The following is a 14,106-nucleotide window of genomic DNA, read 5'->3' as shown; positions in this document are numbered from 1 at the left end:
TACCCTCCTTGAGAGAGATGGCCTCAGCCCTTGGCGGCCGCATAGCGGCGAGCCACTTCGGGCCAGTTCACGACATTGTAGAAGGCGCCGATATATTCGGGACGGCGGTTCTGATACTTCAGATAGTAGGCGTGTTCCCAGACATCCAGACCCAGGATCGGCGTATTGCCCTGCATCAGCGGGCTGTCCTGGTTGGCGCTGCTTTCAACCACGAGCTTGCCGGCCGGCGTCACCGACAGCCAGGCCCAACCGCTGCCGAAACGGGTCAGCGCCGCCTTGGTGAAGGCCTCGCGGAAGGCGGCCAGGCCGCCCAGTTCGGATTCGATGGCGGCCGCCAGCGCGCCGCCGGGTTCGCCGCCGCCCTCGGGCGACATCACCGACCAGAACAGGCTGTGGTTGGCGTGGCCGCCGCCGTGGTTGCGGACCGCGCCGCGGATGGCTTCGGGCAATTGGTCAAGGCGGGCCACCAAGGCGTCGACGGGTTCGTCGGTGCTGATCCCGGCCCCATCCAGCGCCGCATTCAGGCTCGTGACATAGGTTTGATGGTGCTTGCTGTAGTGGATCTCCATCGTCATCGCGTCGATGTGAGGCTCCAGGGCGTCATAGGCGTACGGCAGGGTCGGAAGGGTGTAGGCCATGCATGTCTCCGGTGGACCCGCCTTCCTGGGGGAAGGCGCAAGTCAATATCGAAAACATAAATGATATGTATTTTTATTTAATATCACAATGGTATTGTTGCAATGGGTGCCATAGCGCCCGGCGATGCGCCAGGCGCCGGGCCTACAGCGCCTTGCCGCAGGCCACGCCCGATGCCCAGGCCCATTGGAAGTTGTAGCCGCCCAGCCAGCCGGTGACGTCCACCGCCTCTCCGATGAAATACAGCCCCGGGGTGGTTTTCGCCTGCATGGACTTCTGGTCCAGCCCGCGCGTATCCACGCCGCCGCGCATCACTTCGGCCTTCTTGTAGCCGGCAGTGCCACTGGGCACCAGCGACCATTGATGGATGTCCTGCGCCAACGCGCGCAGAGTCTTGTCCGGCGCGTCGGCCAGGCGCAGGGCGGCCAGGCCGGGCTTGCCGCCCTGCTCCGCCAGATGCAGCCAGCGATCGGCCAGCCGCTTGGGCCAAAGCCCCGCCAGCACCGTATGCATCTGCTGCCGGTTGCCGGACTTGGACGCCAGCAGTTCTTCGGCCAGGTCGCGGCCTGGCGCCAGGTCGATCACGATGGGTTCGCCGGGTTTCCAATAGCTGGAGATCTGCAGGATCGCCGGCCCCGACAGGCCCCGGTGGGTGAACAGCAGGTCTTCCAGGAATTCGCCTCGCGCCTTGCCCTGCCCCGTGTGCAGGCCGACTTCCAGCGCCACGCCCGACAGCTCGGACAGCGCCTGCCATTGCGCGGGATCAAAGGTCAGCGGCACCAGCGCGGGCCGGGGCTCGACCACTTTCAGGCCGAACTGCCGCGCGATCTTCAAGCCGAAGTCGGTGGCACCCAGCTGCGGGATCGCCATGCCGCCGGTCGCGACCACCAGCTTGGCCGCACGGATCATGCCCTGGCCGGTGCGCAGCTCGAAGCCCGCGTCGCCGTGGCCGATCTCGGACACCGGGCAGCCCATCCGCCATTGCACATTGCCCGCGTCGCACTCGGCGCGCAGCATGTCGATGATGGATTCACTGGAATCGTTGCAGAACAACTGGCCGCGGTGCTTCTCGTGCCAGGCGATATGGTGGCGCTTCATCAGCGCCAGGAAATCCTGCGGGGTATAGGCCGACAGCGCCGAGCGGCAGAAATGCGGGTTGTCGGACAGGAAATTGGCGGGTCCGGCGCCGATGTTCGTGAAATTGCAGCGGCCGCCGCCCGAAATGCGGATCTTCTCCGCCAGGCGGTCGGCATGGTCGACCAGCACCACGCGCAAGCCGCGCTGGCCGGCCACCGCTGCACACATCATGCCAGCGGCGCCGGCGCCGAGTACGGCTACATCAAACATCAGGACTCCAGACCCGCGGGTCTTACTCTTCGATCAGGCAATCGACGTAGTAGCGCTTTTCACCATTCGGACCCACTTCGTCGGCCAGGCCGTGGATGTAGGTTTCGAAGCCGGGGAAGCGCTCATTGAACTCGCGCGCGAATTGCAGGTACTGCACGATCGTGCGGTTGAAGCGCTCGCCCGGGATCAGCAGCGGGATGCCCGGCGGATACGGCGTCAGCAGCACGCCGGTCACCCGGCCTTCCAGCTTGTCGATGTCGACGCGTTCGACCTCGCGGTGCGCCATGCGGGCAAAGGCGTCCGAAGGCTTGAGCGCCGGCACCATGTCGCTCAGGTACATCTCGGTGGTCAGGCGGGCGACGTCGCGCGCGCGGTAGGCTTCGTGGATCTCTTGGCAGAGATCGCGCAGGCCCATGCGCTCGTAGCGGCGATGGACCTTGCAGAAGTCCGGCAGGATGCGCCACAGCGGCTGGTTGCGGTCGTAGTCGTCCTTGAACTGCTGCAAGGCGGTCAACAACGTATTCCAGCGGCCCTTGGTGATGCCGATGGTGAACAGGATGAAGAACGAGTACAGGCCCGTCTTCTCGACCACCACGCCGTGTTCGGTCAGGTACTTCGACACCAGCGCGGCGGGGATGCCCGTTTCGCCGAAGCTGCCCGACATGTCCAGCCCCGGGGTGATGACCGTGGCCTTGATCGGGTCCAGCATGTTGAAGCCTTCGGCCATTTCACCGAAGCCGTGCCAGTGGTCGTTGGCTTCCAGAATCCATTCGTCGCGGTTGCCGATGCCTTCGGACACCAGGCGGTTCGGGCCCCAGACCTTGAACCACCAGTCGTTCTTGCCGAACTCGGATTCCACCTTGCGCATGGCGCGGCGGAAGTCCAGCGCTTCGCGGATGCTCTCCTCGACCAGCGCGGTGCCTCCCGGCGGCTCCATCATGGCGGCGGCCACGTCGCACGACGCGATGATCGCGTACTGCGGCGAGGTCGACGTGTGCATCAGGTACGCCTCGTTGAAGACGTTGCGGTCCAGCTTGCGGGTCTCGGACTCCTGCACGATGATCTGCGAGGCCTGCGAAATGCCGGCCAGCAGCTTGTGCGTGGAGTGCGTGGCGAAGACCATCGCGTCGTGGCTGCGCGGGCGGTCCTGGCCGATGGCGTGCATGTCCTGGTAGAACTCGTGGAACGAGGCGTGCGGCAGCCAGGCTTCATCGAAGTGCAGCGTGTCGACATAGCTGCCCAGCTGCTCCTTGATCATTTCCACGTTGTAGATAACGCCGTCGTACGTGCTTTGCGTCAAGGTCAGGATGCGCGGATTCTTGTTCACCGCTTCGCGCGCGAAGGGGTTGGCTTCGATCTTTTTGCGGATGTTGTCCGGGTGGAATTCTTCCAGCGGGATCGGGCCGATGATGCCCAGGTGGTTGCGCGTGGGGCGCAGGAACACCGGGATCGCGCCCGTCATGGTGATGGCGTGCAGGATCGACTTGTGGCAGTTGCGGTCCACCACCACCACGTCGCCCGCGGCGACGTTGGCGTGCCAGACGACCTTGTTCGAGGTCGACGTGCCGTTGGTGACGAAGAAGCAATGGTCCGCATGGAAGATGCGCGCGGCATTCAGTTCGGATTCGGCGATGGGGCCGGTGTGGTCCAGCAGCTGGCCCAGTTCGTCCACGGCGTTGCAGACGTCGGCGCGCAGCATGTTCTCGCCGAAGAACTGGTGGAACATGCGTCCCACGGGGCTCTTCAGGAACGCCACGCCGCCGGAGTGGCCGGGACAGTGCCAGGAATACGAACCGTCCTGCGCGTACTTGACCAATTCGCGGAAGAACGGCGGCGGCAGCGAATCCACATAGCTGCGCGCTTCGCGGATGATGTGGCGCGCCACGAATTCGGGGGTGTCCTCGAACATGTGGATGAAGCCGTGCAGTTCGCGCAGGATGTCGTTCGGGATGTGTTCCGACGTACGCGTCTCGCCATACAGGTAGATGGGGATGTCGGCGTTGCGGAAGCGCAGTTCGCCGATGAACATGCGCAGGTTCTTGATCGCGCTGGCCACGTCCTCGGGGGAATCCACGTCGAACTCTTCATCGTCGATCGACAGGATGAAGGCGCTGGCGCGGCTTTGCTGCTGCGCGAACGAACTCAGGTCGCCATAACTGGTCACCCCGATCACCTCGACGCCCTCGGCCTCGATCGCTTCAGATAAGGCACGGATACCCAAACCGGACGCGTTCTCGGAACGGTAGTCCTCGTCGATGATGAAGATGGGGAAGCGGAATTTCATGCAGGCGCTCCTGGGGGCAAGGCGGGATCGGACGCTTATCGCGGCGCGAGTGTACTTCTAGTAAAAATCCGCCTGATGACAGACGGCGCGACCCCCCGCCGGGGAGGCGGGAATGGCGGAATTGTAGGGCTGTTTTTCTTACAGTCCTAAGGGAAATCCCCAGAAGGCCTGAACGGCCGTTGTCATCGCGCCAAAAGCGGGCGTTTTCAGCACAGGGACAACGGCGGCGGCGGGGAGCAAACCTAGCGGATCGTGTGGGCTTCGCCCGTCTGCAAGGCGGCCGTGAACAGTTCGAAGTAGGCGGGGATCGCCTCGGCGGCGCCGTAGCGGATGCGCCGTTCGACCTTGGCAATCGCGCCAAAACAGACTTCGGAACCGGGGTCGCCGCAGACCAGCACGACCGGGTCTTCGTCGTCGCAGACCTCATAGAGGCCGCCATGGGCCCGGCGCCCGATCTCGTAGAGGTAGGCGGCGGCGCCGACGGTCTGCATGGGGGTAAGAGGCAAAGTCCCGACATGGGCGGCCTCGAGCGCGTCATCCAGCGCATGGACGCTGGACGGGGAATAGTCCAACACCGCGCCCGTGGAACGGGCGGCTTGTACAAAGTCTTGCGCAGCATCCGCCACGCGGGCGACGAATTCTTCCTGCACTTCGTCGCGCTTGGCGTCCTGGTTTATCTTGAGGAAACCGAACATCGTTGGCTCCTTGTTGAAAACCGCAAGCGGCAATGAACCCATTATAGGCAAACCGCCCGCCTATACTGTCCAAACGCCGCCCGACCGTTCCGTATTCCCAACACTTGCGCCCATGCCCTCTCTGCTTGTCAGACGTCTGACCGCCCCGGATGCCCCGTCCCTGCGTCGATTGCGCCTGGACGCCCTGGTGGAAACGCCGGAATCGTTCGGATCAAGTTACGAAGAGGAACACACGCTGACACTGGAAGATATCCGGGCGTGGATCACGCCGCTGGATGATGGCGCGATGTTCGGCGTGTTCACGGACGACGCGCTCGCCGGCATGGTGGGCGTGGGCCGTCAGCGCAAATTGAAGATGCGCCACAAGGCGCACATCTGGAGCATGTACGTCACCCCTGCGCAGCGCGGGCAAGGCCTGGGCCGGCTGCTGATGCATGCGGCGATCGCGCATGCGCAGACCATGCGCGGTATTCGGCAGGTGCAATTGAGCGTGACCGCCAACAACAGCGCCGCGGCCGCGCTGTACGCCAGCCTGGGCTTTGTGGAATACGGCACGGAGCGCGAAGCGCTGTGCGTGAACGGGCTGCTCTATGACGAAACCCTGATGGCGCTGGCGCTGACCGGCAAGTAGGCCGGACTCAGGCAGTGGCCTTGCGCCGGACGCCGTACGCGCATACCTGGTTGCGTCCGCCGTCCTTGGCCTTGTACAGCGCCTGGTCCGCGGCCTTGATCACCGCGTCCGGCGCCCGCAAGGCGTCGCCGCGCTCGGCCACGCCGATACTGACCGTCACCCGCAACGGACGCGCCCCGCGCCCGCCCCGCGTTCCACGCCGGCGCAGGCCGACCTGGTCCGCCTTGGGACGGGCCGGCCTGTCGCGCAGGCGCATCTGATAGGCCTCGATCGCCCGCCTGACCGTTTCCAGGTGCGGCATGCTTTCCGCCGCGGTCTTGCCGGGGAACACCAGCGTGAACTCTTCGCCGCCGTACCGGTACGCCTGGCCGCCGCCGGGCACCCGCCGCAATTGCGACGCCACCATGCGCAGCACCTGGTCGCCGACGTCGTGCCCGTGCGTATCGTTGAATATCTTGAAGTGGTCCACGTCGGCCATCGCCAGCGTGTAGACGCGGCCCATGCGCTGCAGGCGTTCGTTCAGCGCACGCCGGCCCGGCAGGCCCGTCAACTCGTCCCGGAACGCCATGTGGAAGCCTTCATGCGCCAGCGAAATGCACAGCGCCGTCAGCGCCGCGGCCGACATCAAGGCCAGTTCGATGGGATGGTGCGCGCCGCGCGGCAACGCCCACGCCATGCAGACGAAACCCAGCCATTGGCCGGCCTGCTGCGGCCGCCCGTAGCGCAGCAGCAGCAACGTCAGCGTCAGGCCGGTCAACAGCAACCCCACCAGCGCTTCGACGGGCACGCCCAGCCGCGCCAGCTTGCCCTGGAGCGCCAGCGTGCCGAAGACGTCGGCCAAGCCGTCCTTGCCGGCCAGCACGATCGCCGCCACGCCCACGGCCATCAGCCCGATGCGCGCGGCCATGTCCAACAGCATGCTCAACCGTTCCGACCATACCGCGTTGATCGTATAGGCCACCGACCACCACGCCAGCACGGGCCCCAACGCCCACGGCGCTTCCCGCGCCAGCGTCGGCCAGACGGCGGTGGCGGCCAGCACGCACAGCATCAGCGCCATCGTTTGCGAGCGCTGGTACATCAGGCAGATCGCCGCGCCGATCAGCGCCATCACCCACGGCACGAACGGCACGATCAGCGTCAGCGCCGGCGGCCAATCGCGCCACAGCATCAGACCGACCGCGGCTGCCACTGGCAGCGCGGGATAGAACAACAGGGGCAGCCAGGGAATGTGGGGGTAACGCACGGGGTCGGGGCCTTGCTCAGCTTGCAGAGATGACGTCGCCAAATCGGCAAACACATATACCCTTTTTACGGCCACGCCAGCGGTTTTCTTTAGCGTGCGGCACGCACGCTGCCGGCCGCATGGCGCATCGGACCCGTGATATGGTTTCCGGGCCCTTACAACGGAAAAGCCCTATGCATATCCTGGTCAATATCGATGTGCCCGATCTTGAACACGCCATCGACTTCTATCGGCGCGCCTTCGGATTGACCCTGCATCGACGATTGGGCCCGAAGGCGGCGGAAATGCTGGGCGCCAATGCGCCCATCTATCTGTTGGAGAAGGCCGCCGGCACGCCGGCAGCCAGCGCGGCGCGCCAGACGCGGGACTATGCGCGGCACTGGACGCCCGTGCATCTGGATGTGGTGGTGGAAGACGTGGATCGCGCCGTCGACCAGGCGGTCGCCGCCGGCGCCCGCCTGGAGGATCCGGCCGCCTCGCACGCCTGGGGCCGCATCGCGCACCTGAGCGACCCCTACGGCCACGGCATTTGCATCCTGCAGTTCCTGGGCCGGGGCTATGACGAACTTTCGGGTGCGGACGTGCAATACAGCCCCGTGTCGGAAGCGGATTTCGACGCGTTGGCGACCTTGCGGATCGAGGCCATGCGCGACAGCCTTGAGCAGTTGGGCCGCTTCGACCCGGAACGGGCGCGCCAGCGGCTGCGCAACACCTTCCAGCCGGAACACACGTGGGCCATCCAGCACAACGGACAACGGGTGGGGTTCTACGCCCTGCGTCCGGAAGGCGCGGGCTTGCGGCTGGACCACCTGTATGTGGTGCCCGCCGCGCAGGGACAGGGCCTGGGCAGCCAGGTCATGCGGCGGATCCTGAAGGAAGCCGACAGCCGCGGGCTGCCGGTCGCCGTGGGCGCGTTGCGCGGCAGCGATTCCAACCGGTTCTATCGCCGGCATGGATTCGTCCAGGCCGCGGAAAGCGAATGGGATATCGACTACCGGCGCCCCGTGCCCGGCCAGGACGACTGACGGATCAGGTGCGCGGCAGCGTGACGCCGCGCTGGCCCTGGTACTTGCCGCCGCGGTCCGCGTAAGAGGTCTCGCAGACCTCGTCGCTTTCCAGGAACAGCATCTGCGCGCAACCTTCCCCGGCGTAGATCTTGGCGGGCAGCGGGGTGGTGTTCGAGAATTCCAGCGTGACGTGGCCTTCCCATTCGGGTTCCAGCGGGGTCACGTTGACGATGATGCCGCAGCGCGCATAGGTACTCTTGCCCAGGCAGATCGTCAGGACGCTGCGCGGAATGCGGAAGTATTCGACCGTGCGGGCCAGGGCGAACGAGTTGGGCGGGATGATGCAGACATCGCCCTTGAAGTCCACGAACGAGCCTTCGTCGAAATTCTTCGGATCGACGATGGTGGAATTGATGTTCGTGAAGATCTTGAATTCGTCGGCGCAGCGCACGTCGTAGCCGTAGCTGCTGGTGCCGTAACTGACGATGCGCCCGCCATTGGCCGTGCGGACCTGACCCGCTTCAAAGGGTTCGATCATGCCGGCTTCGGCCTGGCGGCGGATCCAGCGGTCGCTTTTGATGCTCATGGTGGGAATGGTGCTAAGGGGAAGGAATGGGCCTCATTTTATCCCGAGCGCGCGCGCGCTGCCGGCGGGCGGGGCGGGACGCCTTGATCCCGCCCCGCCCGACGTCGTTCAGTTGCCCCAGAAGGTCCGGTAGACCAGGGCAATGCCGTTGACGGAACCGCCCTTCAGGTCCACGGACAGGCCACGCGCCAGGCGGTAGCTGGCCCGGCCGACCGTGTCGCTGCCCGCCAGCGCCTGCTCGACGCTCAGGGTGATGCCGTTGGCGAACGACTTGCTGGCCACCAGGAACTGGGTCGCCAATTGGCTGTCGCTGTCCCGGTTGACGTCGCCGGCGACGGTGCGGTCCGGCAGGATACTGCCGGAACTGCCGATGTTGCCCGTGCGCACGCTGACATCGTCCAGGCCGAATTGCTTGTAGAACGGCTGCCCGCCCCCCAGCAGCGCCGTACCCACCGACACGAGCAAGGCCGCGTCGCTGCCGCTTTCATCCGGCCCCCGGCCCAGCAGCAGCCAGGAGAGCTTTTCCACGTCGCTCACGTCCGGATAGGAAACCAGGTCGATCCGGGGACGTTGCGCCGTGCCGACGACCTTGACGCCCGCCTCGACCTGTTCACCGGTACGCAGGGCCTCGATGTCCAGGAGAGGATTGTCCAACCGCCCCTGGAAGGTCAGCGTGCCCCGGCTCAGCCGCAGCTTCTGGCCGTAGGCCTCGATGCCGCCGCCCCGCGTGCGCAACTGGCCTACGCCGGACAAGCGGCCATCGTTCAGGAGGATCTGGATCGAACCCAGCAGACCGGCGTCCAGGCCCATCCCGGTGATATAGAAGCGCGGCCCCATGTCGAACTTCAGGTTCATGCTGGTCTGCAGCGGCGTCGACACCGCCGTCGGGTCCTGCCCGGCCCGGACCACTTTGACGTCGTCGTCCAGCGAGGGCACACCTTGCAGGATCTCCAGGCTGAACCAGCCAGCGTCCGCCTTCAGGTCGCCCACGATCTCGATGCGGGGCATGGCCGCCGTCAGGTCTATGACGCCGGACACCATGGCATAGCGGTCCGAGCGCTGCAACGCCGGGAACCGGTACAGGGTCAGTTTGATGGCGCCGCCGCCGTCAATGAAATTCCACTGCCCCTTGGCCTCGGCGTACCCGCCCTTGGCTTCGGGATTCGTCGTGATCCATTCCTTGGTGCGCCATTCGGCCGGCATCACCCGCAACGAGGCCGGGAACCGCAGGCTGTCCAGCACCAGACGGTCGCCATCCAGGCGCGCCGACAAGGTGCCATCGATCAGACGCACGCCGTCGTCAATGCGCACCACGCGCAGCTTGTCGCCCCGGATGGTGCCCGTGGCCGACCACTTGCCGGCCAGGGTGCCCTGGGCTTCCAGATTGGCCTTGAGCGCACCGCCGACTTCCATCGAATCGCCGACGAACAGGCCGATCCAGGCAAGATCGGCGATATCGGCGTCCAGCTTGGCGCGCAGGGGCTGGCGCTCGTCCAGCGCCATGCCGCCCTTGGCGTCGACGACCAGGACGGCCGAACCGGTGCCGTTGACCGTGCCCATCTTGGCGGTCGCGAGGTTGATCTTGGCATCCAGCCGGCTGGCGTTCGCGGACGTGGGCGTGGCGGTCACGTCCAGCACCAGCGCCTTCACGCCCAGCGGAATGGGCGGATCGCCCGGAATCAGCAGATCGCCATCGCGGCGTGCGATGCGGGCCTTGCCGCCCAATCGTCCGTCGAATTTCAGATCCCACAGCAAGTCCAGTGCGATGCGGCGCTGGCCCTCGGGGATCATCGCGTTCACCCGGCTGGGCCCTTTGCCCAGTTTGGAAGCCGCGTCGGGGTCAACGGCGCCGATCACCTGGCGGGCCATGGCGGCCGTAATGACCAGGTTATCGGCCTGGCCCGCGGTTTCCCAGCGCTTGCCGCCGCCGCGCGAACCCTGATGCGCCAGGGTCACGCGTTCTTTGCCGGGCAGCGTCAGGCTCAAGGCAGTCTGTCCGACCTGCCATTGCCACTGCGGCGCCACGGCGGACGGCAGATAGGCCAAGGTCACCGGCCGGTCCGCCGTCACGGTAAAACCGGCGGTGTCGGCCGTCAGCTTGGAAAACGCGCCCCGCCATCCCGTCAGCGCGGCATCGGGCTGGCCGGCTGCGCCCTTGCCCCAGGCACCGGTGAAGACGATGTCGGCCTTGGCCGGGGCCTGCCCCAGCACGCCAGGGCGCGGTTTGGCGGGCGTGTAGCCGGCCCTCACCTCGCCACGATGCGCGGCCATGGTGCCCGCGAACTTGGCCTTGACGTCCGCGCCGCCCGGAATGCCTGGCCAGAATGCGTCCAATTGGGGCGCCTGGGCGTCAAGCGTCAGCGAACCGTCCCGGGCGTCCAGCTCGCCCTTGGCCTGAATCCGGTTGCGGCCCAGCTTCAGGTCCACGTCCAAGCCGTGGATACGCAGCCCCGCCAGCGGGTCCAATGCCGCTTCGGCTGACGTTGCCGTGGCATCCGGCGTCGCGGCGTCCGGTGCGGCGATGTCCACCTGCGCCTTCAGCGCCCCCGTCAGGGGCTGCTTGTTCCAGCGCGTACCGTCTTCGAAACGCAGATCGACCGCGGCATGCCGCAACTGGCTCAGGTTCTCGATATCGGCCTGCACGTCGCCGCGCACGGTCAGCACGGCAGGCGGAATGGCCTCGCCCAGCCACGGCGCCAGATCCAGGCGCTGAGCGCTGACGGTGCCCACGATACGGTCACGGCCCGCGCCTTGCGCGGTGTCTGACTGCAGATCGAATTGCGCAAAAAGCGTTGATTTATCGGGCAATTGCGCATTCGCTCGGGCGCTGCGCAGCACCAGCGCCGTGCGCGGTGCCAGATCAGCGACAACGTCCAGCAGCAACCCGGAACCCGCGCCGTCCAATTTGGCCTGAATGCCATCCATCGACCCCGCGGCATCCGCGCGCAACACCACCTGGCAGGCGGGCGCCGGCGGGCCGGCCCGTTCAGCGGGCTTGGCGTCGGCCGCGGCTTTAGGCGCAGGCTTGGCCTTGGGGTCGGGCTTGGCGTCGGCGTTGGCCGGACGCGCGTCGTACACGCCGCTCAGCTTGTCCGCCTGGCACAACGGGGAATCGGGGCCCGAACCCCGCGCAGTCACGTCCAAGCGCGCGGTGAACGGCCACGGGTCGGCCATGCCCTGCAGATCGGCTTGGCCCGACACGTCCGCGTGCCCAACCTCATGGCCCACCCGCAGGCTGGCGATGCGCAACTGCGCCCCCTGCTTGCCGGCTGCGAAGGTGGCGTTCAGATCGCCCAGCGTCACAGGCAACGGCTGGCCATCCTGATCCAGCTGGAAGTCGCCCAGCGCCACGCGGTCCACGGCGATGTCCACCGGCAGCGACGGCAGCGTGAACGGGGCGCCGTCGTCTTCCTCGGGCGCCGCGTCGGGCGACGAGGTCAGGGCCACGCGCACCGAACTCGCTGACACGTCGCGCACATGCAGCAGGCGCTCACCCAGCGCACGCCACTGCACGTTCAGATGCAGGTCGGTGATGTCGATCCGGGTGCCGCCTACGTCCAGGTCCAGCTTGCCCACCGACACGCCGCGCAGCAGCGAGCCGTTCACCTCCAGCGCCTGCCCGTCCAATTGCTGGGCTGCCGTGGTCAACAGTAACCGCGTGCCGTTCTGCGAACCCACCAGCCAGAACAGGAATCCGCTAGCCAGCAACGCCAGCATCGCCAGGCCCGGCAACCACCAAACCAGGATCTGGCGCAGGATTTTGCGCAACACCTTCAAAACGCGATCCCCAACGAAAAGTGCAGGCGCAGGTCGCGTTCACGCTGGCCGTAGGCCAGGTCCAGGAACAACGGGCCCGCCGGCGTGCGCACCCGGGCGCCCACGCCATAGCCGACCGCCATCGACATGTCGCCGAACGATTCCGCGGCGTCGCCGGCGTCCACGAACACACCCATGCCCCAGCGCTCATTGAAATAGTGGTCGTATTCGACGCTGCCGACAACGAGCGTGGGCGCACCCACGACGGCGTTATCGCGATGCACGCCGATGCTCTGGTACTTATAGCCCCGGATCGATCGCGCGCCCCCCGTGCGGAAGCCGAAATCGTCCGGCACCTGCACCTTGCTGCTGGACCAGACCCGGCCGACCTCGCCTCGCACCGTCAGCACGTCCAGCTTGCCGATCGGCCACCATTTCTGGGCCCGCAACCGGGCGCGCGTGTAGGGTTCGCCGGTGTCCAGCGTCACGCCCACCCCGCCGCCCACCGCGATCAGGTGGCCTTCGCGCGGGTCGTACTTGTTGTCCACATCGCGGCGCAGCCACTCGGCCGTCGCGGTCAGCGTCGGCAAGGTGTATTCGTCGCCGCCGTCGATTTTCACGTGATCCTGCGCCAGCAGCAGGCCCCAGCGGGTTTCGTATTCCACCCGGCTGTCGCCCGCGCCCTTGCGTTCTTGCAGGCGCGTCGCGCCCAGCGCGTAACGCGTGACGTCCAGCCCCTGGATATCGGAATGGTCCGCCAGCACCCCGAAGGAATCCTTGTAGCCGCGCTCGGTGGGCGGCAGCAGGAAGTCGGCATAGGCGCGTTGGCGCAGCCGGTCCACGCTGAAACCCGTTTCCATGGTGACCGGCTGCCCGAACACCACGTTCTGCCGGTACAACGATTCCACGCGCACGCCTGCTTCGTCGTCCACGCCCAGCGAAGCCGTGAAACGCTTGGGCGGCGCCTCGACCACGCGCACCTGCACGGGCAGCGTCACTTCGCCATCGGAATCATAGACAGCGGGCGGCGGTGGCACCGCGCCGGACACGGACGGGTCGCCAGCGGGGGTGGCCGCGGCCAGATCGGTCGAGCCCGGCGCGCGGGCCCGGTCCGATTTCGCCTCCTGGGCCTGTTGCTGCTGCGTGGCCCCCGGTTGCTCCAGCGAGACGAAGGCGCCCCGGAAGAAGGCAGTGGACTGCAGGTCCTGCTGCCAGGTGTCCAGGCGGTTCTGGTCATAGGCCGAGCCCACGGAATAGCGCACGTAGCGCTGGACCAGCTTGTCCGGCACCCGCTTCAGGCCTTCGGTGTTCAGTTCGCCCATGCGGACCTGCGGCCCGCTGTCGATCGTCACGCGCAGCACGGCCGACGCCGTGTCGGCCTGGATATCGGCTTGCGACGCCGTCATGCGCGCCAGCATGAAGTCGCGCGTGGAGACTTGGTCCAGCAGGCTGGATTTGGCCCGGTTCCAGTCGCTGTTGATGAACGGCTGCCCCGCCTTCAATTGCCAGTCGTCGCGCAGTTTCTGCACGCGCTGCGCAAATTCAGGACGGGTGATGCGGCCCGTGAATTTCAGGTCCACTTCCGACACGGTCGTGCGCTTGCCCGACACGATGCCGATATCCCAGGTTTCCCCGCCGATATCGGTGCCGGCTTCAAGCGTCACCGTGGGCGAAAAGTAGCCCTGGGTGGCCAAGGCGGCCAGCGTCGCGTCGCGCGCGCGCCGGCGCAGCCGGTTGATTTCACCGCCGTCCTGGTCTTCGGCCAGGCGCGCAATGGCGTCCACCGCCTCGGTGATCGCTTGCAGTGCCGCCGGCGGCACGCCGCCGGGGTCCACGATGATTTCCGGGCGTTTGGCCAGCGCCTCGCCCGATACCACGCAAAGTCCAGCCAAGAAGGCTCGGGCTGCCCACCGCATGC

Annotated in this window: 10 protein-coding genes; 2 read left to right on the top strand and 8 right to left on the bottom strand. The window is 66.6% G+C overall.

The features are described from left to right. Positions 1-23: 23 nt before the first annotated feature. From HG262_RS13000 to HG262_RS12985, 4 genes are all read right to left on the bottom strand, one after another. A complete protein-coding gene (locus HG262_RS13000) occupies positions 24-638 on the bottom strand; it encodes a superoxide dismutase (RefSeq protein WP_169271424.1) in 615 nt (204 codons plus the stop codon). 142 nt (positions 639-780) lie between these two features. Beyond that, the gene (locus HG262_RS12995) at positions 781-1,983 is read right to left on the bottom strand and encodes an NAD(P)/FAD-dependent oxidoreductase (protein WP_169271423.1); all 1,203 of its coding nucleotides are present in this window, start codon (positions 1,981-1,983) and stop codon (positions 781-783) included. A gap of 22 nt (positions 1,984-2,005) precedes the next feature. Next, positions 2,006-4,267 carry an arginine/lysine/ornithine decarboxylase gene (locus tag HG262_RS12990; protein WP_105556975.1) on the bottom strand — a complete coding sequence of 754 codons (2,262 nt, stop codon included), beginning with the start codon at positions 4,265-4,267 and terminating at the stop codon, positions 2,006-2,008. Between the two features lie 242 nt (positions 4,268-4,509). Next, on the bottom strand, positions 4,510-4,962 hold the full coding sequence (locus HG262_RS12985) for a hypothetical protein (protein ID WP_169271422.1): 453 nt from the start codon (positions 4,960-4,962) through the stop codon (positions 4,510-4,512). 112 nt (positions 4,963-5,074) lie between these two features. Here HG262_RS12985 and HG262_RS12980 point away from each other — a divergent pair, with 112 nt between their 5' ends. After that, a complete protein-coding gene (locus HG262_RS12980) occupies positions 5,075-5,593 on the top strand; it encodes a GNAT family N-acetyltransferase (protein ID WP_169271421.1) in 519 nt (172 codons plus the stop codon). Between the two features lie 7 nt (positions 5,594-5,600). Here the strand turns inward: HG262_RS12980 and HG262_RS12975 are convergent, their stop codons facing one another. Further along, a complete protein-coding gene (locus tag HG262_RS12975) occupies positions 5,601-6,839 on the bottom strand; it encodes a GGDEF domain-containing protein (protein WP_169271420.1) in 1,239 nt (412 codons plus the stop codon). A gap of 173 nt (positions 6,840-7,012) precedes the next feature. Between HG262_RS12975 and HG262_RS12970 the strand changes: the two genes are divergently transcribed. After that, positions 7,013-7,864, top strand: a complete 852-nt coding sequence (locus HG262_RS12970; RefSeq protein ID WP_169271419.1) for a GNAT family N-acetyltransferase — start codon at positions 7,013-7,015, stop codon at positions 7,862-7,864. A 4-nt stretch (positions 7,865-7,868) separates the two neighbouring features. Here the strand turns inward: HG262_RS12970 and dcd are convergent, their stop codons facing one another. The 3 genes from dcd to HG262_RS12955 all read right to left on the bottom strand — a co-directional run bounded on the left by dcd (position 7,869) and on the right by HG262_RS12955 (position 14,104). After that, positions 7,869-8,432 (bottom strand): dCTP deaminase, encoded by a 564-nt coding sequence (gene dcd, locus HG262_RS12965; RefSeq protein ID WP_006226186.1) that lies wholly within the window; start codon positions 8,430-8,432, stop codon positions 7,869-7,871. Positions 8,433-8,540: 108 nt separating this feature from the next. After that, complete coding sequence (locus HG262_RS12960; RefSeq protein ID WP_169271451.1) at positions 8,541-12,149, bottom strand: translocation/assembly module TamB domain-containing protein; 3,609 nt, start codon at positions 12,147-12,149, stop codon at positions 8,541-8,543. A gap of 56 nt (positions 12,150-12,205) precedes the next feature. Beyond that, on the bottom strand, positions 12,206-14,104 hold the full coding sequence (locus HG262_RS12955; protein ID WP_169271418.1) for a BamA/TamA family outer membrane protein: 1,899 nt from the start codon (positions 14,102-14,104) through the stop codon (positions 12,206-12,208). Between the last annotated feature and the right edge of the window lie 2 nt (positions 14,105-14,106).

This window comes from Achromobacter sp. Bel (assembly GCF_012928505.1).
Taxonomy (GTDB): domain Bacteria; phylum Pseudomonadota; class Gammaproteobacteria; order Burkholderiales; family Burkholderiaceae_B; genus Achromobacter.
Note: the sequence above shows the minus strand (reverse complement) of the source record. Positions and strands in the feature narration are given on the sequence as shown.

What these genes read in the sequence shown, in the direction of transcription:
- HG262_RS12960 (WP_169271451.1), bottom strand. Translation starts at nt 12,149, where the DNA reads ATGCTGGCGTTGCTGGCTAGCGGATTCCTGTTCTGGCTGGTGGGTTCG.
- HG262_RS12990 (WP_105556975.1), bottom strand. Translation starts at nt 4,267, where the DNA reads ATGAAATTCCGCTTCCCCATCTTCATCATCGACGAGGACTACCGTTCC.
- HG262_RS12955 (WP_169271418.1), bottom strand. Translation starts at nt 14,104, where the DNA reads ATGCGGTGGGCAGCCCGAGCCTTCTTGGCTGGACTTTGCGTGGTATCG.
- HG262_RS12980 (WP_169271421.1), top strand. Translation starts at nt 5,075, where the DNA reads ATGCCCTCTCTGCTTGTCAGACGTCTGACCGCCCCGGATGCCCCGTCC.
- HG262_RS12985 (WP_169271422.1), bottom strand. Translation starts at nt 4,962, where the DNA reads ATGTTCGGTTTCCTCAAGATAAACCAGGACGCCAAGCGCGACGAAGTG.
- HG262_RS12995 (WP_169271423.1), bottom strand. Translation starts at nt 1,983, where the DNA reads ATGTTTGATGTAGCCGTACTCGGCGCCGGCGCCGCTGGCATGATGTGT.
- HG262_RS12970 (WP_169271419.1), top strand. Translation starts at nt 7,013, where the DNA reads ATGCATATCCTGGTCAATATCGATGTGCCCGATCTTGAACACGCCATC.
- HG262_RS13000 (WP_169271424.1), bottom strand. Translation starts at nt 638, where the DNA reads ATGGCCTACACCCTTCCGACCCTGCCGTACGCCTATGACGCCCTGGAG.
- dcd (WP_006226186.1), bottom strand. Translation starts at nt 8,432, where the DNA reads ATGAGCATCAAAAGCGACCGCTGGATCCGCCGCCAGGCCGAAGCCGGC.